23 protein-coding genes and 1 other annotated feature are annotated in these 25,383 nt (G+C 26.6%); of the genes, 16 read left to right on the top strand and 7 right to left on the bottom strand.

The genetic code is table 11. The features are described 5' to 3' along the window. Positions 1 to 642: 642 nt before the first annotated feature. The 6 genes from speD to CLTHE_RS05755 all read left to right on the top strand — a co-directional run bounded on the left by speD (position 643) and on the right by CLTHE_RS05755 (position 5,819). Positions 643 to 1,461: an adenosylmethionine decarboxylase gene (gene speD, locus CLTHE_RS05780; RefSeq protein ID WP_207651195.1), complete on the top strand. Its 819-nt coding sequence runs from the start codon at positions 643 to 645 to the stop codon at positions 1,459 to 1,461. A 13-nt stretch (positions 1,462 to 1,474) separates the two neighbouring features. Further along, positions 1,475 to 2,929: an aminotransferase class I/II-fold pyridoxal phosphate-dependent enzyme gene (locus CLTHE_RS05775; protein WP_080022407.1), complete on the top strand. Its 1,455-nt coding sequence runs from the start codon at positions 1,475 to 1,477 to the stop codon at positions 2,927 to 2,929. A gap of 21 nt (positions 2,930 to 2,950) precedes the next feature. Then, positions 2,951 to 3,802: a polyamine aminopropyltransferase gene (gene speE, locus CLTHE_RS05770; RefSeq protein WP_002598130.1), complete on the top strand. Its 852-nt coding sequence runs from the start codon at positions 2,951 to 2,953 to the stop codon at positions 3,800 to 3,802. Further along, positions 3,795 to 4,646: an agmatinase gene (speB, locus tag CLTHE_RS05765; protein ID WP_002598129.1), complete on the top strand. Its 852-nt coding sequence runs from the start codon at positions 3,795 to 3,797 to the stop codon at positions 4,644 to 4,646. The genes speE and speB overlap by 8 nt, the downstream gene beginning before the upstream one ends. A 119-nt stretch (positions 4,647 to 4,765) precedes the next feature. Next, positions 4,766 to 5,248 (top strand): YdeI/OmpD-associated family protein, encoded by a 483-nt coding sequence (locus CLTHE_RS05760; RefSeq protein WP_080022406.1) that lies wholly within the window; start codon positions 4,766 to 4,768, stop codon positions 5,246 to 5,248. Positions 5,249 to 5,264: 16 nt separating this feature from the next. Beyond that, positions 5,265 to 5,819 carry a GNAT family N-acetyltransferase gene (locus CLTHE_RS05755; RefSeq protein WP_080022405.1) on the top strand — a complete coding sequence of 185 codons (555 nt, stop codon included), beginning with the start codon at positions 5,265 to 5,267 and terminating at the stop codon, positions 5,817 to 5,819. 106 nt (positions 5,820 to 5,925) lie between these two features. Here the strand turns inward: CLTHE_RS05755 and fba are convergent, their stop codons facing one another. From fba to CLTHE_RS05735, 4 genes are all read right to left on the bottom strand, one after another. Further along, complete coding sequence (gene fba, locus CLTHE_RS05750; protein WP_002598126.1) at positions 5,926 to 6,789, bottom strand: class II fructose-1,6-bisphosphate aldolase; 864 nt, start codon at positions 6,787 to 6,789, stop codon at positions 5,926 to 5,928. 315 nt (positions 6,790 to 7,104) lie between these two features. Next, complete coding sequence (locus CLTHE_RS05745; protein WP_080022404.1) at positions 7,105 to 8,289, bottom strand: SAM-dependent methyltransferase; 1,185 nt, start codon at positions 8,287 to 8,289, stop codon at positions 7,105 to 7,107. A gap of 524 nt (positions 8,290 to 8,813) precedes the next feature. Further along, positions 8,814 to 9,455 carry a PspA/IM30 family protein gene (locus tag CLTHE_RS05740; protein WP_080022403.1) on the bottom strand — a complete coding sequence of 214 codons (642 nt, stop codon included), beginning with the start codon at positions 9,453 to 9,455 and terminating at the stop codon, positions 8,814 to 8,816. Positions 9,456 to 9,539: 84 nt separating this feature from the next. Continuing rightward, the gene (locus tag CLTHE_RS05735) at positions 9,540 to 10,124 is read right to left on the bottom strand and encodes a hypothetical protein (protein WP_080022402.1); all 585 of its coding nucleotides are present in this window, start codon (positions 10,122 to 10,124) and stop codon (positions 9,540 to 9,542) included. Between the two features lie 151 nt (positions 10,125 to 10,275). Here CLTHE_RS05735 and CLTHE_RS05730 point away from each other — a divergent pair, with 151 nt between their 5' ends. Both CLTHE_RS05730 and CLTHE_RS05725 read left to right on the top strand, forming a co-directional pair. After that, entirely contained in the window at positions 10,276 to 10,956 is a 681-nt protein-coding gene (locus tag CLTHE_RS05730; RefSeq protein ID WP_080022401.1) for a hypothetical protein, read from the top strand. A gap of 136 nt (positions 10,957 to 11,092) precedes the next feature. Next, positions 11,093 to 12,079, top strand: coding sequence for a polysaccharide deacetylase family protein (locus CLTHE_RS05725; protein ID WP_080022400.1), 987 nt, complete (start codon positions 11,093 to 11,095; stop codon positions 12,077 to 12,079). A 29-nt stretch (positions 12,080 to 12,108) separates the two neighbouring features. On the opposite strand, the gene aspD is transcribed toward CLTHE_RS05725, so the two are convergent. Further along, positions 12,109 to 13,734, bottom strand: coding sequence for an aspartate 4-decarboxylase (aspD, locus tag CLTHE_RS05720; RefSeq protein ID WP_002598120.1), 1,626 nt, complete (start codon positions 13,732 to 13,734; stop codon positions 12,109 to 12,111). Positions 13,735 to 13,940: 206 nt separating this feature from the next. Next, a complete protein-coding gene (locus CLTHE_RS05715) occupies positions 13,941 to 15,425 on the bottom strand; it encodes a tetratricopeptide repeat protein (protein WP_080022399.1) in 1,485 nt (494 codons plus the stop codon). 444 nt (positions 15,426 to 15,869) lie between these two features. Between CLTHE_RS05715 and scfA the strand changes: the two genes are divergently transcribed. The 5 genes from scfA to CLTHE_RS05690 all read left to right on the top strand — a co-directional run bounded on the left by scfA (position 15,870) and on the right by CLTHE_RS05690 (position 20,852). Continuing rightward, positions 15,870 to 16,007, top strand: a complete 138-nt coding sequence (gene scfA, locus CLTHE_RS05710) for a six-cysteine ranthipeptide SCIFF (protein ID WP_002598118.1) — start codon at positions 15,870 to 15,872, stop codon at positions 16,005 to 16,007. 135 nt (positions 16,008 to 16,142) lie between these two features. Then, a complete protein-coding gene (gene scfB / locus CLTHE_RS05705) occupies positions 16,143 to 17,498 on the top strand; it encodes a thioether cross-link-forming SCIFF peptide maturase (RefSeq protein WP_080022398.1) in 1,356 nt (451 codons plus the stop codon). A gap of 103 nt (positions 17,499 to 17,601) precedes the next feature. Then, positions 17,602 to 18,825, top strand: a complete 1,224-nt coding sequence (locus CLTHE_RS05700) for a M16 family metallopeptidase (protein WP_080022397.1) — start codon at positions 17,602 to 17,604, stop codon at positions 18,823 to 18,825. A gap of 13 nt (positions 18,826 to 18,838) precedes the next feature. Beyond that, the gene (locus tag CLTHE_RS05695) at positions 18,839 to 20,257 is read left to right on the top strand and encodes an aminotransferase class I/II-fold pyridoxal phosphate-dependent enzyme (protein ID WP_080022396.1); all 1,419 of its coding nucleotides are present in this window, start codon (positions 18,839 to 18,841) and stop codon (positions 20,255 to 20,257) included. 103 nt (positions 20,258 to 20,360) lie between these two features. Continuing rightward, positions 20,361 to 20,852, top strand: coding sequence for a hypothetical protein (locus CLTHE_RS05690; RefSeq protein WP_080022395.1), 492 nt, complete (start codon positions 20,361 to 20,363; stop codon positions 20,850 to 20,852). Between the two features lie 88 nt (positions 20,853 to 20,940). Here the strand turns inward: CLTHE_RS05690 and CLTHE_RS05685 are convergent, their stop codons facing one another. Then, the gene (locus tag CLTHE_RS05685; RefSeq protein WP_080022394.1) at positions 20,941 to 21,720 is read right to left on the bottom strand and encodes a histidinol-phosphatase; all 780 of its coding nucleotides are present in this window, start codon (positions 21,718 to 21,720) and stop codon (positions 20,941 to 20,943) included. Positions 21,721 to 21,836: 116 nt separating this feature from the next. Continuing rightward, positions 21,837 to 22,067: a binding site (T-box leader), on the top strand. A 56-nt stretch (positions 22,068 to 22,123) separates the two neighbouring features. Here CLTHE_RS05685 and CLTHE_RS05680 point away from each other — a divergent pair. From CLTHE_RS05680 to CLTHE_RS05670, 3 genes are all read left to right on the top strand, one after another. Further along, positions 22,124 to 22,606 (top strand): Lrp/AsnC family transcriptional regulator, encoded by a 483-nt coding sequence (locus tag CLTHE_RS05680; RefSeq protein ID WP_002598112.1) that lies wholly within the window; start codon positions 22,124 to 22,126, stop codon positions 22,604 to 22,606. Continuing rightward, positions 22,603 to 23,772 (top strand): aminotransferase class I/II-fold pyridoxal phosphate-dependent enzyme, encoded by a 1,170-nt coding sequence (locus CLTHE_RS05675; RefSeq protein ID WP_002598111.1) that lies wholly within the window; start codon positions 22,603 to 22,605, stop codon positions 23,770 to 23,772. Before CLTHE_RS05680 ends, CLTHE_RS05675 begins: the two co-directional genes overlap by 4 nt. A gap of 128 nt (positions 23,773 to 23,900) precedes the next feature. Then, entirely contained in the window at positions 23,901 to 25,295 is a 1,395-nt protein-coding gene (locus tag CLTHE_RS05670; protein WP_080022393.1) for an MATE family efflux transporter, read from the top strand. The last annotated feature ends 88 nt before the right edge of the window (positions 25,296 to 25,383 follow it).

Here is a 25,383-nt window from a genome sequence, read left to right as displayed (position 1 = left end):
AATCAAATAATTTATCTTAAAATAAATTTTTTTATAAACATTTAATTATTTATTTGAGAAAATAACAGAAATAAAAATATTAATTATTAAAAATAAACATTATAATCCCATAAAAACCCATTAAAATTTTGTATTTTATTAAATAAATTTACTTATATATATTTTTTTGTAAAATATTCTATAATAAAGTGATTTATATCACGTTCAAATATATTTTTTTTCATATTTTATACTTAATTACAATATTCATCACAATTACACTCTATTAAAATTTGAACAAATTTAATTATCAGTTTATTACATTAATTTCTATTATTATGATAATTATTGTTTTTAATAAAAAACAAACTTTAATATGAAAGATTGACGAATAAATTTTACTAAGATATAATAACTATCGACATTGAAAAATTTAACAATAAATTAAGACTTAAAAGTATATTAATATTTGGAAAAATTTTTTTGGTAAAAAGTTTAGTAATATCAAGTTTTATATTTAGTATTTCTAGTTTGAGAAATAGACAGTATAGTAACTATAGCTTATATGCTTAATTAGATAGGTTTAGTAATATTAAGAAATTTTTAATAAAAATATAATTAAGTATGTGGAAAAGAGTTATGAAAATTATAAAATGAAAGGATTTGAGGTTAGTTTTGAAAGAAAAAATAACACTTTATGGTTTTAACAATCTAACTAAAACTTTAAGCTTTAATATTTATGATGTTTGTTATGCCAAAACTGAAAAAGAAAAAGAAGATTATATAAAATATATTGATGAGCAATATAATTCTGAGCGTTTAACTAAAATTTTATGTGATGTAACAGAAATTATAGGAGCCCATGTTTTAAATATTTCAAAACAAGATTATGAGCCTCAAGGGGCTAGTGTAAATGTACTAATTACTGAAGAGGCTTTACCAGTAGCGGTTATAGATCCTTCATGTAATAAAGGTGAATTTTCATATATGGCATTAAGAGATAGTGTTATGGGACATTTAGATAAAAGTCACTTAACAGTTCATACATATCCAGAATGTCATCCAAATAATGATATAACAACTTTTAGAGTAGATATTGATGTTTCAACTTGTGGAAAAATATCTCCATTAAATGCATTAAATTATTTAATATCAAGTTTTGATTCAGATGTTATAACAATTGATTATAAAGTAAGAGGATTTACAAGAGATATTGCAGGAAGAAAATATTATATAGATCATGAAATAAGATCAATTCAAGATTATATAGATGGAGATACACTTAAAAATTATGATTGTATAGATATGAATGTTTATCAAGCAAATATGTTCCATACAAAAATGATGGTAAATGAAATTAAATTAAATAATTATTTATTTAATTCAGATCAATTTGAGTTATCACCAAATGAAAGAAGAGAAATAAGAGATAGGTTATCAAAAGAAATGATAGAAATTTATGGTGGAGTAAATATCTATTAAGGGGGAATGAGCTATGAAAAATAAATCTCCTCAAAATAAAGCACCAATTTATGAAGCACTAAAATGGTACAAAAATCAGAGAATAGTTCCTTTTGATGTTCCTGGACATAAACAAGGAAGAGGGAATAAACAATTAAAAGAATTTTTAGGAGAAGATTGTCTTTCAGTAGATGTAAATTCAATGAAACCTTTAGACAATCTTTGTCATCCAACTAGCGTTATAAAAGAAGCAGAAGAACTTGCAGCAGAAGCTTTTGGAGCAGATAGTGCATTCTTTATGGTAAATGGAACTACATCTGCAGTTCAAGCAATGATTATGAGCGTTTGTAAAGAAGGGGATAAAATAATTATGCCAAGAAATGTTCATAGATCAGCTATAAATTCGCTTATATTAATAGGAGCAAATCCTATATATATAAATCCAGGAATTCATAAGAGACTTGGAATATCTCTTGGAATGTCTTTAAAAGACATAGAAGATGCAATAAAAGAACATCCAGATGCAAAAGCAGTTTTTGTAAATAATCCAACTTATTATGGAATATGTTCAGATTTAAGAGAAATTGTTAAACTTGCGCATAGACATGGAATGTATGTATTAGTAGATGAAGCACATGGAACTCATTTTTATTTTGATAAAAGGCTTCCTGTATCAGCTATGGAAGCAGGAGCAGATATGGCAGCAGTAAGTATTCATAAAACAGGTGGCTCTCTTACTCAAAGTTCAATGCTTCTTATGAAAAATGAAAAGATAAATCCACACTATGTAAGAACAATAATAAATTTAACTCAAACTACTAGTGGTTCTTATCTTCTTTTATCTTCACTTGATATTGCAAGAAAAAATTTAGCACTTCATGGAGAAGAAATATTTGAAGAAGTAGTATCTATTGCAGAATATGCAAGAAGTGAAATAAATAAAATTGGAGGATACTATGCTTTTTCAAAAGAAATAGTAAATGGAGATAATGTATTTGATTTTGATATAACTAAGCTGACTGTTAATACACTTGATGTAGGACTTGCAGGAATAGAGGCTTATGATATATTAAGAGATGATTATGGAATTCAAATTGAACTTGGGGATATAGGAAATATTTTATCTATTATATCAGTAGGAGATACAAGATATAATATAGAAAGACTTGTTTCTGCACTAAGTGAAATAAAAAGAATTCATACAAAAGATAAAAAAGGGATATTTGATCATGAATATATAAATCCTATTGTTAAAAAATCACCTAAAGAAGCATTTTACGCAGAAAAGGAAAGTATTCTTATTTCAGAAAGTGAAGGAAGAATTACAGGTGAATTTGTTATGTGCTATCCTCCAGGAATTCCTATACTTGCACCAGGTGAACTTATAACTAAAGAAGCTATAGAATGTATATTAGCTTCTAAGGAAAAAGGAAGCCTAATTACAGGGCCAGAGGATATGGATATAAATGAAATACAAGTTTTAAAATAAAATTTTAAGGAGTGAATTAATATGGAATTATGGTACACAGAAGAGCACACACCAGAAGCTCGTTTTTCAATAAAGGTAGATGAACAGTTATATAGTGGTAAAAGTGAATTTCAAAGAATAGATGTATTTAAATCAAAAGAATTTGGAACTTTCTTTACTCTTGATGGATTAATGATGGTTACTGAAAAAGATGAATTTATATATCATGATATGATAGTACACGTGCCAATGGCAACTAATCCAAATATCAAAAATGTTCTTGTTATAGGAGCTGGAGATGGTGGAACAGTAAGAGAGCTTACTAGATATAGTTCAATTGAAAAAATTGATATGGTTGAAATAGATAAATTAGTTGTAGATGTATGTAAAAAATTCATACCACAAACAGCTGAAAAATTAGATGATCCTAGAGTTACTTTATATTTTGAAGACGGATTAAAATTTGTAAGATCAGTAGAAAATAAATATGACTTAATAATAGTTGATTCAACTGACCCATTTGGACCAGGAGAAGGATTATTTACAAGAGAGTTTTATGGAAACTGTTTTAAAGCATTAAAAGAAGATGGAATACTTGTTAACCAACATGAAAGTCCATATTATGAAGCATATGCTAAATCAATGAAGAGAGCACATAAGAGAATTAAGGAATGCTTCCCAGTTTGTAGAGTATATCAAGCTCATATTCCAACTTATCCATCAGGACATTGGTTATTTGGATTTGCTTCAAAAAAATATGATCCTTTAAAAGCTGATGTGGAAAAATGGAATGATTTAGGATTAAAAACTAAGTACTATAACACAGATTTACACAGAGGATGCTTCGCACTACCAAACTATGTTAAAGAAATGTTAGAAAGCGTACATGAATAGAAATATAGAAACTTTCATTGGGTGCGAATGTGAATATAGCGAAGCAACTACAGTAGTATTTGGCGCACCTTTTGATGGAACAACTTCTTTTAGACCAGGGACTAGATTTGCAAGTAAAGTAATGAGAAGTGAATCTTATGGCCTTGAAAGCTATAGTCCATATCAAGATGTAGATCTTTATGATCTTTCTATCTATGATGGAGGAGATTTAGATATACCATTTGGAAATACAACTAAAGCTTTAGATATGATAGAGGAATATACAGCTAAAGTTTTAAATGATGGAAAAACTCCACTTATGATAGGCGGAGAGCACTTAGTAACTTTAGGTGCATTTAAATCTATATTTAATAAATATCCAGATGTACATGTAATACATTTTGATGCTCATACAGACTTAAGAGATGATTACTTAGGAGAAAAATTATCACATGCTTCAGTTATTCGTAGAGTATGGGATTTAGTAGGAGATAATAGAATATTCCAATTTGGTATTCGTTCAGGAGAAAGAGATGAATTCTATTGGGCAAAAGATCATATGTATACTAATAAATTCAATCTAGATAATTTAGATAAAGTGGTAGAAAAAATTAAAGATAAGCCAGTTTATATTACAATAGATTTAGATGTTCTTGATCCATCAATATTTCCTGGGACAGGAACTCCAGAAGCTGGAGGAATAACATTTAAGGAACTTATGAATGGAATACTTGAGTTTAGAAAATTAAATAATATAGTTGGAATAGATATAAATGAATTATCACCACAATATGATACATCAGGTACTTCAACAGCAGTTGCATGTAAAGTATTAAGAGAAATGCTTATAGTAGCAAATAAATAAAGAAATTAGAGTATATTATCTTTAGATAATATACTCTTTTTTTATAAAACAAATTTAAAAGTAATATTTTAGGTAATTATTTTTGATATAATTAGTAAAAGAATTTATAGAGATAATAAATGAAAGTGAGATTAAACAAAAATATGGAAAAGTTTAAATCAGAAATTTTGAAAGTAGAAGGTAAAGATGCATCATATATAAAAATACCTTTTAATGTAGAAGAAAAATATAATGCAAAAAGAGTAAAAGTAAAAGCAACTTTTGATGGTATAGAATATAAGGGCTCAATTGTTAAAATGGGAGTAGACTGCCACATTTTAGGTATAACGAAAGCTATAAGAAAGAGTTTAAATAAAACTTTTGGTGATATTATAGATGTAACAATAGAAGAAGATAAAGAAGAAAGAATAGTTGAAATACCAAAGGAGTTTAAAGAACTTTTGGAAAAAGAGAAAAAGGCAAAAGAATTTTTTGAAACATTATCTTATAGTAATAAAAGAAAATATATTCTTTGGATAACAGGGGCAAAGAAAGAGGAAACAAAAATTAAAAGAATGAATGAAGCAATATTAAAATTAAATAGTAATATAAAAATTAAATGATAATGGAGGAATTAAATTGAATATAAAAGTACAGCTTAAAAATAAAGAGAAAAATACATTAGAAAATGGAGTTATAAGGCTTGTAAAAAATGATGAATTAGATAAAGTTATGGATTTACAAGATAAAGTAATAGAATGGCTTTCAAATAAAGATTTATATTATCCAACGTCAAAAGAATCAATTATGAGGTTTACAGGAGAAATGGGAGAGATTGTTGGATGTTTTAATGAAAATAATGAACTTATAGGTATGGGAGTTTACTGCAAATTAGGAAAAAATAAAGAAAATTACGGTTATGACATAAATATAAGTGGAGATGACTTATTGAAAGTAGCTCAAGTAGAATCAACTATAGTTCATAAAGCTTATAGAGGAAATAAATTGCAAGTGAAAATATGTGGAATTATAGAAGATTTAGCTAAGAAAGAAAATATGGAGTTAATTATGTCTACAGTATCTCCTGATAATCCTTATAGTTTAAATAGTTTTATAAAAAGAGAATATAAAATTGAAAAAGAGAAAGAAAAATATGGTGGGTTAAGAAGATGTATATTATCTAAGAAATTATAATTTATGTTAGGAAGTTAGAAAATAAAGAGTATAGAAAATTTTAATAAAAAGTATATTTATAAATACAAAAAAGCACTCAATTTGAGTGCTTTTTAAATTGGATAAATTAAGCTCTGTTAACTGATCCGAATAATACCATTTTTTCTTTAACGATATCTTTGATAGCTTCAAATCCAGGAGCAAGAAGTTTTCTTGGGTCGAATCCTTTTCCTTCTAAATCTTTACCAGCTTCAATGTATTTTCTTGTTGCAGCAGCGAATACTAATTGACATTCAGTATTAACGTTGATTTTAGCAACTCCTAATGATATAGCTTTTTTAATCATATCATCTGGGATTCCAGTACCACCGTGTAAAACTAAAGGCATGTTTCCAGTAGCTTCGTTGATTCTAGCTAATGCTTCGAAATCTAATCCAGCCCAGTTTGCAGGGTATTGTCCATGGATGTTTCCAATACCAGCAGCTAACATTGAAACTCCTAAATCAGCTATTTGTTTACATTCGTTAGCATCTGCTATTTCTCCAGCACCGATAACTCCGTCTTCTTCTCCACCGATTGATCCAACTTCTGCTTCTAAAGATAATCCTTTAGCATTAGTGATGTTGATTAATTCAGTAGTTTTTTCAATGTTTTCTTCTATTGCATAATGTGATCCATCAAACATGATTGATGAGAATCCAGCTTCAATAGCTTTTTTAGCTCCTTCGTAGCTACCGTGATCTAAGTGTAAAGCAACAGGAACTGTTATATTTAATTCTTCTATCATAGCAGAAACCATAGCGGCAACTGTTTTATATCCTGTCATATATTTTCCTGCACCTTCTGAAACTCCTAAGATAACAGGTGAGTTATTTTCTTGAGCAGTTAAAAGTATAGCTTTAGTCCATTCTAAGTTGTTGATGTTGAATTGACCAACAGCATACTTACCTTCTCTAGCTTTTTGTAACATTTCTTTTGCTGAAACTAACATGTACAAAACCTCCATATACTATAAATTATTTTTAATTTGAGAATTAGATGCTTTTTACATATATTTCTCTCTAATTTAGTATACCCCAAAAAGTAAAATATGCAAAGAGAAATAAGGAAAAATGTATAAAAAACTAAGCTTTTAATACGTTTTTTTATATCAAAACTTTATATAAAAATAAATTTATAAAAATAAATTATTTTATCTTGAATTTTTAGTTAATATAGGAAAAAATAAAAATTATAAAAGCTAGTGATTAAATTTAATCACTAGCTTTTAAGCTTGTATTTGGTGTAAAGAGGTTGTATTTATATATTAATCTTCGTAAAGATATTTTCTAGTCATTGGAAGATCGTTATTAGTTCCTTTTGAGAATAAGATTTGGTGAATATCTATAGTCCAGTAGTGGAATCCAGCAGCACATGCAGCTAAATATACTCTCCACATTCTTATAAATCTTTGATCAAACATTTTTTCAACTTTATCAATGTTATTTTCAAAGTTTTCTAACCAATGCATAAGAGTTTTCATATAATGACGTCTTAAGCTTTCAATATCTATTGTTCTAAAGTCAAGTTCAGCAGCAATATTAAGCTCTTCTCTTAATGTTGGTAAGTATCCACCTGGGAAGATATACTTAGTTATCCATCCATTTCCTACAACTTCAACAGGGTTAGTTATGTTGTGAAGTAAGAATAATCCACCTTTTTTAAGAACTGCTTGAATATTTTCGAAGTAAAGTGGTAGGTTATTGTGACCAACGTGTTCAGCCATACCAACACTTACAACTCTATCAAATTCAAGTCCACTTTTCTTAAGATCTCTGTAGTCCATTAATTTAACTTCAACTAAATCTTCAAGACCTAAAGTTTTTATTCTTTCATTTGCTTTTTTGTATTGTTCTTCACTTAAAGTTATTCCTAAACCTTTTACTTTATAAAGTTTAGCAGCTTCTATTAAAAGGTATCCCCATCCACAACCAACATCAAGAAGAGTTTGACCTTCTTCAAGATTTAATTTTTTTAGGATGTAGTGGATTTTATTCATCTGGGCATCATAAAGAGAGTCATCTTCATTTTTAAAATATCCACATGAATAACTTAAAGTTTCGTCTAACCAAATGCTATAGAAATCATTACCTATATCATAGTGACTAGCTATATCAGATTTTGATTTTGATCTTGAGTTTGAAGCTATTTTACCAACAAATTTTAAAAGAGTACTTTCATTTAAGAAACTTTCACTTCTTCTCATCATACTTTCAAAAATTTCTTGTAAATTTCCTTCAAGTTCTATTTTACCATCCATATAAGCTTCTCCAAGAGCTATACTTGCATCGGCTAAAAGTTCTTTTTTTGAAGGGAATTCATTTATAATAACTTTGAATTTAGGATCTCCTTCACCATAATTTATTTCTTCTCCATCCCAAAGTTTTAAAGTGAAAGGCATATCACTTAAGTTCTTACAGAATTTTTTTACAATCGCTTTATCCATTGCCATTTTATTCACCTCTTGTTTAAATTTTAAATCTATCTTTATCTATAATAAGATTATTGACTTATCACAGAAAGATTATACCGTTATATAAAAGATTAATTAAAACAAAAAAATAGATAAAAATAGTCGTTAAATCCATTTTTATTAATAAAATTAGCATAATACTTTAAAATACATAGAAATTCTAGTATTTACTATATAATATGAAGTTTATTCTGTATATAAAGTTAGAGTTTTCAATGGGTTAGATAGAGATAGAAAAATAAAAATGCAATTGATAATTTTTAATGAATAAAATTACTAAAATAAAGCTTTTAACTTTAAATATGAATAATATATATATATTATTTCTTATATTAAAATAAATAGAGAATTATTTTTAATTTTGACAGTTATATATAATTTGTAATTATCTTGATTTTCGGAGTTATAAAAAATAGATTTATTAAAAAAAAGTTCATAAAATATTATGAGTTTAAATTAAAAATAACCTTAATGAATTATATAATTCATTAAGGTTATGTAAGCTATCTATATTTGTTTAATTCTTCTTCTAAACTGGATTCTTCAAGTGCTTTAAATTCATCTTCAAGAGATGGAGTTTTTAAAGACTCAAGACCTTCGGCATAACTTTCTTTTTTAGCTATTTTTCTTTCAATATCATCTAAATTTATTGAATTATCTTTACTTTGAACGTTAGCCATGATTTCATTTATTTGCTTTGAAGCATTAGCAGTATTAAGTCTAGCAACTGCTTCATCTCTATAGCTTCTAGTTTTATCTAGTTCCTCTTGTAAAGAAGAAAGATTTTGTTTTAATGTATCAGATTTCTTTTCTAATGATTCATAAGAAGTTTTTAAACTTTCATATTTTTTATCTGAATCTAATTTTAATTTAAGAGCTTTTTTTGCTAGTTCTTCATTTCCTTTAGACATAGCTAATCTAACTTTACTATCATAATCATTAGAAGCTTCTTTAGCCTCATTCATTTCTTTTTCAATTGCTTTTAAGTTTCCAAAAATTTGGGCAGAAGAAATTTTAGCTTTATTTAAAGACTCTTCCATATCTCTGATTTTTTGATCTAATAATTCAATTGGATTCTCCATTTCATCAAGAGCTGAATTAGCCTTAGCTTTTACCATATTTGAAATTCTATTAAATATACTCATTTAATATTCCTCCTTTTTATAAGATTATAATACAAATTTTATAAAAAAAAATATCTATTTTTATAATTTACATATTAGTAATAACTAAAGAAAGAAGAAATAAAATAATAAGATTATTATTATAATTACTGCTAATACAGAAATTATTTTAAAGAAATGTGATCCACCTAAAAAAGTAAAATGTCTGTGTGATCTGTAGCCAGGCATTCCAAAATTAAACATTGGCATACTTGAGTGATGCCTTCTAATATTACCAAAAATATTAAATCCACTACTAGAATTATTGTTGTTATTACTACTACTGCTACTGTTACTATAATTAGATTCATTATAATTGTTAGAATTTCCACTAGGTCCAGAATTACTATATTTATTAGAAGTACTAAAGTTAGAGTTAGATCTTCCACTAAAATTTTCAGATTCGTTGTTATAAGATGAACTATACTTATTAGAAGTGCTAAAATTAGAATTTGACCTATTTGAAGAAGGAAATCCTACGCTTGTGCTAGATGAACTTCCATCTTCATTAGTATAGTTAGATGAACTATAACTTGAGCTAGTACCAAAACTAAAAGCATAAGTGTTTGTCCACTTAAATGAAGAGAAAATTCCTATACAAAAAACAAATATGATAGCTAGTTTAATAAATAAATTAGTTTTGCGCTTCATTATATATTTGCCTCCATATTTTTTAAACTAAATTAATGATAAAGTTTTTTCAAGTAAAATACAAATTAAATTATATTTAATTAAATAAAATTTATTTGCTTTGTAGAAAAATATAATAAATTAGAATAAAATATTTAAGAGGTGATTTTTTATGAATAGTACAGTAGCTAAAGAATACATACAAAAAGAAAAGAAAACATATGGTAGAGTTTTTTCAGATATAACTTTTGCTTTAGATGATATTGATGATTTTAAAGAAGGAACAGATATAGAAAGTAGATATTTTTTCAAAAATATTAAGTTATTAGATAAATATATGACTATGGTACAAAATGCTGAAACAGAGATTTCAAAAAAGAAAAAAGTACTTTTTGTAGAAAAAGATTTATTAAGTTCTGAGCAAATTCAAAGTTTAATAAATGGACTAGAGTTATATAAAGATAGTTATAAAAAGAATTTAAATAAATTAGTTAAATGTAGTAGTTGTAAATGTCTAAAATGTATGATTGAATGTCCATTTAAAAGTTGTATGGCTTGTAGTGAAATAGGAAAAGTAACAGATTGTGATAAGAAAACATATAATTTTATACTTTTTACAAATTATATGACTAGACTTTATAATAGCGAAACTAGAAGTTATGATACCGTTAAAGTTTTAGCACAAGTAAGTTTTAATGATGATCCTTATGATTATAGAGTTTTAAATTCTAATGGAGAGTATTTAATATTAAAATATAAAAATAATATGGGGAAAGAAGAGTATAATGCTGTAGAAGATAAATATAAGTTTAATTTTGTTGCTAATTTATATGAGAAAAACGTAGGAGAATAATGAAGTGTATAAAAATGTTATAAAAATTACAAAAAATTAATTAAATATTGACCAAATGTATTAAAATTTTAACTTTTTTTATAAGTACAAATAGTAGAATTATGTCATAAGGAAGACTAGACGGAGGGGAATAATAGTGGCTAGATATAAAAAAAGAAAAAATGTAAATTTTAAAGTAGTAGTGATAGGTGTAGTTGTAGCATTAGTAGTGATAATAGGGGGGGTTATGCATTTTGTAGAAGCAAAAGCTAAGGACAAGCCTATAGATAATACTAAAACTTTAGAAAATAATCAAAATGTTCAAAATCAAGATCAAAAATCACAAAATAAAGAAGTTGTTACTGAAAATAAATATGGATATCCAGAACAAGGATCAAATATAATAGAAAGTGCAAAAAGTTATGCAGTTCCAGCAAATCAAGTATTTACAATGTTAAATTCAAAAGCAAGAGTAAATAATGAAAAAGAGGTATTTTTAACATTTGATGATGGACCAAGTCAAAATACTCCTAAAATATTAAAGATACTTAAACAATATGGAGTACATGCAACATTTTTTGCTTTAGGAAGTAATTTAGAAAATTCAAGTGAAAATAGAGAATATTTAAAAGATATATATGAAAGTGGAAATGCTATAGCAAACCATACATACTCACATAATTTCCATAAATTATATCCATCAAATAACGTAAATGTAAATGTATTTATGAAAGAAATAGCAGAAACTGATAAAATAATGAGAAATATCTTAGGGGATAACTTTAATACAAGAGTTTTAAGAATGCCTGGAGGATATATGTCAAGAGTTTATTATCATGACAAAAACTTAAATGCTTTAAAAGAAGCTTTAAAGGAAACAGGAGTAGTTTCAATTGATTGGGATGCTGAAACTGGAGATGCAACAGGAAATGGAATTGCACCAAATAGACTTATAAATACAGCAATTAAAGAATCTGCGAATAAAGAACATGTTGTTTTATTAATGCATGATGCAGCAGCTAAAAAAACAACTGTTGAAGCATTACCAAAATTAATAGAGTATTATAAAAATCAAGGATATGCATTTAAAGTAATATCAAATCCAGAACAAACAAATTCAGATCAAACAAATTCAGAACAATAAAAAATAGGCACTAAGTAGTGCCTATTTTTTTATTGTTGTTTTGTTTCTTCCCAAGCTTTAACAAATTCTTCAAGAATATTATGTAATACATTACCTATTTTTGAGTAAGCATTATCATTTAAGTTTGCTAGTGATATTCTTATAGACCATTCAGGACCTTGGAATCCACTACCACTTAAAAGAACTATTGAAGATTCTTGTGCTAATCTATAAAGTATATGAGATGGCTTATGATACTTTTGAAGATAAGCTGCAAATTCTGATCCATAATATTTATTTGCCCATTCTAAAAGATCAAATTGAGTGTAATATGCTGCATCATATTTATTTTTTGGTAATTCTAAATCAAGACCTTCAAAAAGAAGCTTTTGTCTATGATGACATATATCTATTGTTTTATTTTTATATCTATTTGCTTTATCAAGTAATGCAAACATACAGAAAAATGCCATTTGAACTTGTTGTGGAGTAGAAAGTCCAGCAGTATGATTTAATGCTACCTGTCTACTATCAGCAACTATTCTATCTATAAATGGAACTGTTGAAGGGTCTTTGCACATATCACCATATCTTCTGTTTAGAGTTTCTTTATGCTCTGAAGGAAGTTCTCTTATTAATTTATCTAAAATATTTTTTTCGTGTAAAGCTATTGTTCCAAGTCTCCAACCTGTAACACCAAAATATTTAGAGAATGAATAAACACCAATTGTATTGTATGGAAGATCATTCATAAGTGAACGGAAACCTTCTACAAATGTACCATAAACATCATCAGAAATTATTATTAAATTTGGATTATATTCTTGAACTATAGAAACTATATGGTTTCTACATCTATCGCTAAGTGCAATTGATGGAGGATTACTTGGATTAACTATAAATAAAGCTTTTATATTAGGGTCTTTAAGTTTATCTAATTCTTCTTTTGGGTATTGCCAAGTATGTACTCCAGAAGTACTTTCTTCACTAGCTTGGATCTTTACAACATTTAAATTGTAATTTGGTAAAATAGGAATTTCTAAGTATGGAGTAAAAATAGGTGTCATAATAGCTATAGTATCTCCTTCATTTAAAAGATGGTTAACTTTTAAAGAATCAAAAAGATAGCACATAGCGGCAGTAGCACCTTCAACTGCATAAATATTAAATTTATCATCTTTTTCATTTCTATATTTCATTTCTTGAATAAGATAGTCATGAACTATTTGTTCTATATGATTTAACATTCTATCTGGGAAAGGATAGTTATCTCCAATAATCCCATCAGCTAATTCAAAAACCCAATCATCAGGAGTGAAGCCTTTATTATTTATTCCGTATTCAATCATATCTTTTAAAAGTTCAATTCCAGGCATATTAGGATTTTCCTTAATATAATTTAAAAATCTTTCATAGATTCCAGACTTGCTAGGCATACCAGCTAAATCCCAGTTTTGCCATGTTCTTTGAGTTTCTTCAACTGCGAATTGGCCAAATGTAAAAAATGCTTGACGAGGAGTGGCACAAGTCCAGTTAGGATTACCTCTACCAGCATCTAATAAAGTACGAGCTCCTTTTTCTTCAGTAGCAAGACTTATTAATTTGTTTTTAAATTCAAACGGACTAATTTTACCGTATATTTTCTCAATTTCTTCACGTTGAATATTTCTATCCATTCTGCACCTCCGAAAAATTTATATTTTTATACAAATATAAACAAATTTTTAATAAGCATAATTACAATTATACTATATATTTCCTTAATAAGATAAAATAAAGCTTTATAATAGTGTTAATTTTTTTTTACTTTTTTATTATAAAATTTGAAAAAATATAAAAGGTTACTTTTGTAGTTAAAGTAACCTTTTATAAATTTTAGATATTATTTATTATTTAATATATTAGATATATCAGTATTATTATAAGGTGAATTTGGATATTTGCTTTGAAGCTGATTTGCATAGTTTTGAGCTTCTTTAACATATCCTTGAGCGTAGTAATATTTAGCTAATACATAAAGACATCCTGAATTATAAATATCATCATTAGGGAAGTTCTTTAAGTAAAGTTTATAATATTCTACAGCCTTTTGATGATCACCAAGACCAGAATATGAAGCACCAATAAAGTAAGTTAAATGAGGTGCTAAGTAATTATTTTGTGCAAATTTAAGTCCTTTTTGGAATGAATCTATAGCTTGTTGATATTGTTTTTGGTTATAGTAATTCATACCTTGATCATAGAAGTATTGTACACCATTTTCATCCATAGCTTTTAAACCAGCTTGATATGAAGCTTGTTCAGCTTGAGGGACTTTATTTTCAGGAGCTTGAGTTAATAAAGCATAAAGCTTTGGATAGTTTTGATTATTTATTGCTGTTTGTACATCTGAATTAAAGTTTGACCAATCTATTTTAGGAACCTCAACTTTTGGTTTTTCAGAAGCGGGCTTTGAAGGACTATTTTTATAAATAGCAACTCCACCTCCGATAACAATAACAGCAGCTACAATGACAGCAACAATTTTTTTATTAAAACTATTTTTAGCATTGCAGTGTTTTTCAACTCTAGTTCTTTTTAATTCATTAGAAGATTCTCTTTTAATGACATCAACTTTAGGTTCAGAATCATTTGAAACTTCTTCTTTTTTAACATCATTATTAATTTTTTCTTCTTTTACAGGAGATGCTTCTTCTTTTATAACATCTTCTTTAAAAGATGAAACTTTTTCTTCAACAGATTCTTTTTCAACAGGAGTTACTTCATTAATAGTAACATTTTCTGAAGGAGTTACTATTTTTTCAACTTCAGGCTCTTTTTCTGTAATTTCATTTTTAGATAAATCTTCTTTAGAAGAATCTTTAGTTTCTACAGATTCTGATTTAGAATTACTTGAAGTAACTTTTATTGATTCGTCTTTAACTGTTTCATCATTTTCATTTTTTTCATTTTTGTTACTTTCATTTTCTGTTTTTTCTTTATTTTCAACAGGTTCTTGTTCTTTATTTTCTGTTTTTTCTTCTTCTTTTTTAGATTCTCTATATGCATCTATTATTAATCTTTTATATTCTTCATCTTCAGAGTAAATGCTTGTATAGCTTAAAGCCATTTCTTTAACTCCGCTATCAATTCTAGCTAAATGTTTTTTAGCTAACTCATTATTATTATATTCCGCATTTATTTTCCAAGTTATTATAGCATCATCTATTCTTCCACATTTAAATAATACTTCACCTTCTAAAGTTAATGCGTCTTCATTGTTATATTCTTTATTTAAAACTTTACTACAAATTTTTAATGCTTCTTTATATTTACCCTGTTCATAGTATTCAAATGCTTTTTGTAATTTTTTATTCGAAAATTCCATACGTCCTCCTTAAAGTTAAAGACTTTTATCTTAACTATTTTATTACTTTTTTAAGTCAAAATTATTTCAAAATAATTTCTTAATAAAAAAGTAACAATAATTTTTAGTGAATTTATAACTAAAAGCAGAAAAAATTTAGAAAGCATAGATAAACTGTATGTTTTCTAAAGGTTTTCTTTAGTATAAATTTATTTATAAAACAACTTTTAGATAGATTCTATCAGATATATATGAATATAATATGAACAAAACAGATATTAAGAAATTATAATATAAAGCTAGAGATAGATTATAAAACATAATATAAATGAAGTAAAAGGTTATTAATATAATAACATTAAATTTTACTTAAAAATGTATAGCAAAGTAAAATAATATAGAAGTAGAAAAATTTTTATGTTATAATCGTATATGTTATTCTTTAATATATGGAGGATTAATTATATGAAACACATAAAAACTATAAACAAAACAAACATAAAGAACAGCTTAAAGAAGCCAGGTTGTAAAGAGTGTGCTAACTCATGTCAATCAGCTTGTAAAACTTCATGCACAGTTGCTAACTTAGAGTGTGAAGCTTAATTAATTTAGCAGTAACTTTTAAAAAGTTACTGCTTATTTTAAGAAATTTATTGTTTAAAAGTTTTATTAGTCAACTCTATTACGAAAAATTTTAATATATACTGAAATGTTTTATAAATTAGGAGGAGTTTAAAAATGTCATTAATTCATAAATTTAAACAAGGAGACGAATTCTTTGTTTTAGATGTTAATACAGGAGCAGTTCACGTTGTAGACGAGCTAGTTTATGATATTGTTGAAGAAAAAAAATTAGAAACTAAAGAAGAAGTTTTAAAAAAATTAAGTGGAAAATATGACGAAGCGGAAATTGCTGAAGCGTATGATGAATTAAAAGAACTTGTAAAAGAAGGAGTTCTTTATTCAATGGATATGTATGAAGATATAGCTCACAGCTCTATGGATGATAGAGACTACATAAAAGCTGTTTGTTTAAACATCATTCATTCATGTAACTTAAGATGTAAATATTGTTTTGCAGATGAAGGGGAATATAACGGACATAAAGGAGTTATGGACTTAGAAACTGCTAAAAAAGCTTTAGAATATGTAGTTAGAAGAAGTGGACCAAGAAGAAACGTAGAAGTAGATTTATTTGGTGGAGAACCAACTATGATCTGGGATACTGTAAAAGAAATAATAGCTTATGCTAGAGAAAACGAAGAAAAATGGAATAAGAATATTAGATTTACAATGACTACAAATGCTACTCTTCTTGATGAAGAAAAAATGGACTTCATAGATAAAGAAATGGGTAATATAATCCTTTCATTAGATGGAAGACCAGAAGTTAATGATAAAGTTAGAATAAGAATAGATGGTAAGGGTTCACATGATCAAATTCTACCTAAGATTAAACAAATGGTAGAAAAAAGAGATAAGAGCAAACATTTCTGTGTAAGAGGAACATTTACTGCAGAAAACTTAGATTTCTTTAAAGATGCTATGTATATGGCAGATCAAGGATTCAAAGAAATTTCAATAGAACCAGTAGTTCTTGAAAAGGAACATCCTCTTGCATTAAAAGAAGAGCATTTAGAAGAAATATTTGAAAACTATGATAAGCTTTTTGATGAAATGGCTAGAAGAAAGAGAGAAGGAGATGAATTTAACTTCTATCACTTCAACATAGATCTTCAAGGTGGACCATGTGTTTATAAGAGAATTTCAGGATGTGGAGCAGGATTTGAATATGTTGCTATAACTCCTCAAGGAGATGTTTATCCATGTCACCAATTTGTTGGTAAAGAAGAATTTAAATTAGGATCAATATTTGATGATACTTATGATGCAGAAATGGGTAAAACATTTAAAAAAGCTCATATATACAATAAACCAAAATGTAAAGATTGTTGGGCAAGATTCTACTGTAGTGGTGGATGTCAATCAAATAACTTCGCATTTAATGGTGACATAAAAATACCATATGAAATTGGATGTAAAATGCAAAAGAAGAGAATTGAATGTGCTATTGCATTAAAGGCTGTTGAATAAAAATTTTTATATAGTATATAATTTAGGTGAAGCTTTTGCTTCACCTATTTTTATTTTAAGGAAAGGATTATTTAAAATTATTTAGATAAAAGGTGAAATATATATGCAAGAACATATTTTTGCTAATGGGTTAAAGCTTGTTTATAAAAAAAGAGAAACAAATCTTACATCAGTTTGTATTTCAATAAATGCTGGAGCTGATATGGAAGAAGAATTGTATGGATTAGCTCATGCAACAGAACATATGATTTTTAAAGAAACTAAAAATAGAAAAGAAAATGAAATAAATCGTGATTTAAGCAAGGTGTTTGGATTTAATAATGCTATGACAAACTATCCTTATGTAATATATTATGGAACATTATTAGAAGAAGACTTTGAAACAGGAATAAAAATATTTTCAGATATTTTATTAAATCCTGTATTTCCTGAAAATGGTTTTAAAGAGGAAATGGATGTTATAAAAGAAGAATTAAGAGAATGGGATGAAGAATTAGAACAATTCGTGGAAGACAAACAATTTTTTAATACATTTGAGGAAAGAAGAATAAAATATCCTATTATAGGAAGAATGGAAGATTTAGAAAAGATAACATTAGATGATATAAAAGATTTTTATGATAAATTTTATTTTCCAGGAAATACCACTATTTCAGTTGTAAGTAATATGGACTTTGATGAAGTAAAATATAAAGTGTGGAAAATTTTTAGAGAGTGGGAAGGACGAGAAAATGTAAAATTAAAAAAGCCAGAATATAAAACTTTTAAAGAAGGAGTATATCGAGATTTTAGAGATGGAATATCTTCTGCAAAAATCCAATTTATTTTTCCAATAGAAGATTTAAATGAAGATGAAATAAAAGTTTTAAGAGTTTTTAATGAGCTTTTTAGTAATGGAATAAATTCAGTATTATTTAATAAACTTAGAACTGAAAGAGGGCTTATATATGATGTTATTCCTAAAATAGCAAATGAAAAGAGTATAAAGCTTTATAAAATAATATTAGGAACTTCAAATAGTAATATAGATAAAGCTATAGAAATAGTAAATGAATCTATAGATGAAATTGAAGATATAATAGATAATCTTTCAGAAGAAAATTTAGAAGATTTAATAAAAGGATTTAAGCTAAAAAGATTATTTAGAGAAGAACAAAGTATTATTTTAGCAAAAGAATTGTCAACTTATGATACTATGCATGGTGATTATAAAATATATTTAAATGAAGATGTTTTATTAGATTTTATAAATAAAGAGCATTTAAAAGAACTAGTATCAAAACTTTTTAGTAAAAAAAGTATTCAAATAATTCAAAGTAAAAATTAGGAGATGAGAATTAATGGAGGGAAGAATTCCAATTCTTGAAGAAATAATAAAATATAATAAAGAAGAAAACTTAATATTATCTATGCCAGGGAATAAATGTGGTAAAGCATTTTTAAAAGATTATGTTGGAAGAGAATTCTTTGAAAAAATGGGTAGTTTAGATATTACAGAAGTAGAGCCATTAGATAACTTACATCATCCTGAAGGAATAATAAAAGAAGCTACTGAGCTTTTAAAAAAATATTATGATTGTAAGAAAGCTTATTTTAGTTTAAATGGTAGTACAGGAGCAAATATAATATCTATATTTTCTGCATTTGATGAAGGTGATGAAGTATTAGTAGAAAGAAATTGTCACAGATCAATTTATAATGCTTTAATTTTAAAGAAATTAAAAGTTTCATATATAAAAGGAATAGTAGATAAAGAAAGAGATATTTTTCTTCCACCTACAATAAAAGATATAAAAATAGCATTAGAGAAAAATAAAAATGTAAAAGGTGTTATTTTAACATATCCAAATTATTTTGGAGTTAGTTATGAAATAGAAGAACTTATATTAGAACTTAAAAAGAAAAATATAAAAACTATTATAGATTCAGCTCATGGAGCACATTATAATTGCACAAATAAATTACCTAAAAGCTTAACTTCTATAGCAGATTATGTAATATTAAGTGCTCATAAGACAATACCTTCTTTAACACAAGGGGGATATCTCATTGTAAATGATAATAATCCAAAAGTTGATTTTTATTTTAGCGCTCTTACAACAACATCACCTTCATATCTTTTAATGGCATCTCTAGATTATGGAAGACATTATATGGAGGTTTATGGAGAAAAAGATTATGAAGAATTAATATTAAGATGTGAAAAATGGAGAGCATGTATAGAAAAAATAGAAGGTATACATATTTATTCAGAAGAAGACCTATCTAAAGGATATAGCATAGATAAAACAAGATATGTAATAATTTTAGAAAAAGAATATTCAGGTGAAAAACTTTTAGAATATTTAAGAAAAGAAAAAATTCAATGTGAAATGAGCTTTAGTAGAGGAGTTGTATTAATATTTTCTACATTTAATATAGATGAAGATTTTGAAAAATTATATATAGCTTTAAAGAATTTAAATTTAGAAAAAATAAAATCTGACTCTATTATAAATAGTAGATTTATTGAAGAAATACCAGAAAAAAAATATGAACCTTATGAAATTTTAAATAAAGAATTTATAGAAATGCCTATAGATGAAAATTTAATTGGGAAAATTTCTAAAGAGCATATAGTACCTTATCCACCGGGAATTCCTTTATTATGTCCTGGTGAAATAATAAATAATGAAATATTAAATATAATAAAAGATTATATAAAGAAAAATATAGATATAATAGGCTTAGAAGATAATAAGATAAAAATTATAAAATAAATACAATTAGGAAACATAAAGGTTATGTATTCATATATTATATAGAATAAAGTTTTAACCAAGGATATAAAAAAATTTTACCAAGGAAAAGGAGAAACCGATTATGAGTATGAATATAAAACCTAATTGTAATATAAAAAAATGTGCTAAATTAGAACGTTGTGCTATAGAATTAGCTGCAAGAACTATGAAATTACAAGCATGTATAACTGAGAAGTTAGAAGAATCAAAAAAATTAAGATGCAAAGCACAAGAATTAAGAAAGAAAGCTGATTGTATAGATGCTAAAGCTAATGAATTATGTAGAGAAGCAAAAGAATTAAGCCAAGGATTAGAAAGAGAATTAAAGAGAGCAAATGCATTCATGATAAAAGCTATTGAATGTTATAGAGAAAATAATACAATAAATATTTGCCCTTGTACAGATGACTCTGATGATGATTGTGATTGCTTCGATTTTGATCATGATTGTAAATGGAATGATGATTGTAACTGGAACAAAGATGACTGTAATTGGCACAAAGATGATTGTGATTGCAAAAATCATTATGAATGGAATGACAACTGCAATGGATGCGGAGATAAAAACTGGTAATATTAAGCTAGTGCTATTCTAATTAAATAATTCCCTGTTAAATAGATAAATAAAATCCCATTAAAATCTATTTAACAGGGGATTTTTTTTATTTATTTCTAAAATCATCTACAATATTTAAATTCCATTCTTTTGCTAAATTTAATGCTATATTTAAAGATTCTGCCCCTAGGTTATTTGGATTATGAGCATCAGCAGAAATTATAACTGGTAAATTTTCTTTACTTACTTTTTCAAAGAATTTTTTATTAGGATAAGGATATCTTATTCCATCAGGGTATTCTTTAAGTCCTCGATTTATACCATTTGCATTAAGTTCTAATATAATATTATTTTTTTTGGCAGCTTTAACTATTATATCACAGGCTTTATTACAATTTTCATCCCAGGCAAATGGATTTAATAAAACTAAATCTGGATGAGCTAAAATATGAAAATATCCAGTTTCCAAAGCTTCGTTTATAGATTCAGCATAAAGAATATAATCATCTGTGTTAGTTAATTCAAAATTATTTATAAGCTTTCCTTTATGAGGAGTAACGTGCTGACCTAAAAGAAGATAATCAAATTTTTCTAAAAGTTTTTCATAATATGAATGTACAGATTTATCATATTCTATTTCTAATCCTATTAAAATTTCTATTTCATTTTTATACTTTTTTTTAAGATTGTTAATAGATGAATAATACTCATCTAATTCATTATATTTCATTCTAAGCCCAAGTCTATTATCAGGGTAAGGTGCATGGTCACTAAAGCCTAAAGTCTTATATCCAAGCTCTATTGCTTTTAATACATATTCTTCATCAGAGCCACTTGCATGGAGACATCTTGTAGTATGAGTATGAAAATTAGTTTTTATAGACATATATATACACTTCCTTTAAAAAAATAATAATTTATAAATATATGGTATCAAAATTTAATAAAAAAAACTATTGAATTTATATTTAGATAAGAATATAATAGAGAAAAATAAAAAGGAAAAAAATAGAGATTAGAAAAAGTAAAAAGGAAATTATCTTTTAGAGAGCTAAGGTTTGGTGGGACTTAGCAGATAATCTTTTGAAGGCAGTCTATGAATTTTTTTACTGAGAACTAAGTTGTAATACTTAAATAGGTAAAAACGAATTCCAAACGTTATATTGGATAATGAGAGAAGAAAAATTTTTTTCTTCTGAATTAGGGTGGTACCACGAAATATTCGTCCCTTTCTTTAATTAGAAAGGGACTTTTTATATTTAAAATAGGTAGTGAAGGAGAATTAGAGTATGGAAGAAATATTAGAAATATTAGAAAAAAATAGCAGGTATACTGATAAAGAAATTGCAACAATGGCAGGAAAAACTGTTGAAGAGGTAAGAGAAGCTATTAGAGATTATGAAGAAAAAAATATAATTGCAGGATACACAACTCTTATAAATTGGGAAAATACAGGGAAGGAAACTGTTACTGCTTTAATAGAAGTTAGAATAACACCACAAAGAGGTCAAGGTTTTGATAAAGTAGCTGAAAGAATATATAAATTTTCTCAAGTAAAAGCATGTTATTTAATGTCTTCTGGAGGATTTGATTTAACAGTTATAGTAGAAGGTAAAACAATGAAAGAGGTTGCTATGTTTGTTTCAGAAAAATTAGCAGTTCAAGAATATGTTCAAGGAACAGCAACTCACTTTGTGCTTAAAAAATATAAAGATCACGGAAGAATATTTAAAGATAAACAATCAAAAGAAAGAGAGGTCATATTTATATGATTTTAGAAGATATGATAGTTGATAAAGTAAAAAAAATGCCTCCATCAGGTATTAGAAAATATTTTGATATGGTAAATGAAATGGAAGGAGTTATTTCTTTAGGTGTAGGAGAGCCAGATTTTGTAACTCCTTGGAACATAACAGAAGCTGGAATTTATTCTCTTGAAAAAGGACATACCCATTACTCATCTAATGCAGGATTTATTGAATTAAGAAATGAAATAAGTAACTATTTATATAGAAAATTTGATATATCTTATAATCCAGATAATGAAATATTAGTTACTGTAGGTGGAAGTGAAGGAATAGATTTAGCAATTAGAGCTCTTGTAGAAGAGGGAGATGAAGTTATAATTCCTGAACCAAGTTTTGTTGCATATAAAGGATGTACAGCTTTTGCTGGAGGAACTCCAGTAATAATAAATTTAAAAGAGGAAAATAATTTTAAGCTTACTAAAGAACAATTAGAAGAAGCTATAACAGAAAAAACTAAAATTGTTATATTACCATTTCCTAATAATCCAACTGGTGCAATAATGACAAGAGATGAACTAAAAGAAATAGTTGATGTATTAAAAGATAAAAATGTAATAATACTTTCAGATGAAATATATGCAGAGCTTTCTTATGATAAACCACATGTTTCTATAGCATCTTTTGAAGAAGTAAAAGATAAGACAATAGTTATAAATGGCTTTTCAAAAGCTTATGCAATGACAGGATGGAGACTTGGATATGCTTGTGGAGATAAAGCGATAATACAAGCTATGAAAAAAATTCACCAATATGGAATAATGTGTTCACCAACAACAGCTCAATATGCTGCAATTGAAGGGCTTAAAAATGGTGATGAAAGTGTTAGAAAAATGAGTAATGAATATAATAGAAGAAGAAGAATTCTTGTTGAAGGATTTAGAGAAATGGGATTAAGTTGCTTTGAACCATTAGGAGCTTTATATGTTTTTCCATGTATAAAATCTACTGGTATGACATCAGATGAATTTTGCGAAAAACTTTTAATGGAAGAAAAAGTTTTAGCAGTTCCAGGAAGTGCTTTTGGAGAATGTGGAGAAGGATATATAAGAGCTTGCTATGCATCTTCAACAGAAGATTTAATAGAAGGAATAAGAAGAATTAGAAAATTTATAGAAAAATATAAAAAATAATTTTTATAGAAAAGTCTTATAGTTTAAACACTATAAGACTTTTTATTTTAACAAGGGATATTTATTACCTTTGAAAAAGTTAACAAATAATGTATAATATTAATAAAAGATGAAAGAAGGGATTAGAGATGGAGAAAAATACTGACTTAGGTACAGGTAAAATAAGTAAACTTTTATTTAGTTTAGCTTTACCAGCAATAATAGCTCAAATAGTAAATGTACTGTACAATATTATTGATAGAATTTTTATTGGAAGAATGTCTTCGGGAGAACTTGCAATAGCAGGAGTTGGAGTTGCATTTCCAATAATTATGATAGTATCAGCGTGTAGTGCTTTAATAGGAATGGGAGCTGCACCACTTGCAGCAATAAAAATGGGAGAAAAAGATAATGATGGTGCTGAAAAAATAATGAGTAATAGCTTTTCATCACTTATCTTGATGGGAATAATTTTAACAATAGGATTTTTAATTTTTAAAATTCCAATATTAAATGCTTTTGGAGCAACTAATGAAACAATAGTATATGCTGAAAATTATTTAACTATATACCTTATTGGAACAATTTTTGTACAAATAGCACTTGGAATGAATCCTTTTATTACTACTCAAGGATTTGCTAAAATATCAATGGCAACAGTTATGATTGGAGCTATAATAAATATAATTCTAGATCCAATATTTATTTTTGGATTAAATTTAGGTGTTAAAGGAGCAGCTCTTGCAACAGTAATAGGACAATTAGTATCAGCAATATGGGTTTTAAAATTTTTATTTGGGAATAAGAGTATTTTAAAAATAAGAAAAGAATATTTAAAACCTGAAAAAAATATAATGCTTGGAGTTATAGCACTTGGAGTATCACCTTTTATAATGCAATCAACTGAAAGTTTAGTTTTAATAGTAATGAATAATCAACTTTTAAAATATGGAGGAAATCTTGCAATAGGTGCAATGACAATTATGTCTAGTGTAATGCAAATAATAACTTTACCTATAATTGGGTTATCTCAAGGAGCACAACCGATAATTAGCTATAATTTTGGTGCTAAAAATATAGAAAGAGTAAAAAAGACTTTTAAGCTTTTACTTATTTGTAGTTTAATTTATACAATAGGAATGTGGATTTTACTTATGGGAGTTCCAGAGATGTTTGTAAGATTATTTAATAATAATCCAGAGTTAGTTGAAATTGGTTCATGGAGTATGAAAATATTCTTTGCTGGAATTTTTATGTTTGGAGCACAAGTTGCATGCCAACAAACTTTCTTAGCACTTGGACAAGCAAAAGTCTCACTTATGTTGGCTTTATTAAGAAAAATAATTTTATTAATCCCATTAGCATTTATTCTTCCTAATATATTTGAAAATAAATTAATGGGTACATTATGTGCAGAACCATTTTCAGATGTTATATCAGCTTTAACTACAGTAATATGTTTTGTAATATTTTATAAGAAGACATTAAGTAATATAGAAAAAGAATCAATTAATATAGAAGAAAAAGAATTTATAAATAAATAAAATGATATAAGCCTCTATAATATGAAAATATTATAGAGGTTATTTATTTAAAAAAAATTTAATAGAGATATACTTAGAAGTCTTTTAT

It is taken from the genome of Clostridium thermobutyricum DSM 4928 (assembly GCF_002050515.1).
Lineage (GTDB): Bacteria > Bacillota > Clostridia > Clostridiales > Clostridiaceae > Clostridium > Clostridium thermobutyricum.
The sequence above is the reverse complement of the archived record's forward strand: the minus strand, read 5'-3'. Positions and strand labels throughout refer to the sequence as shown.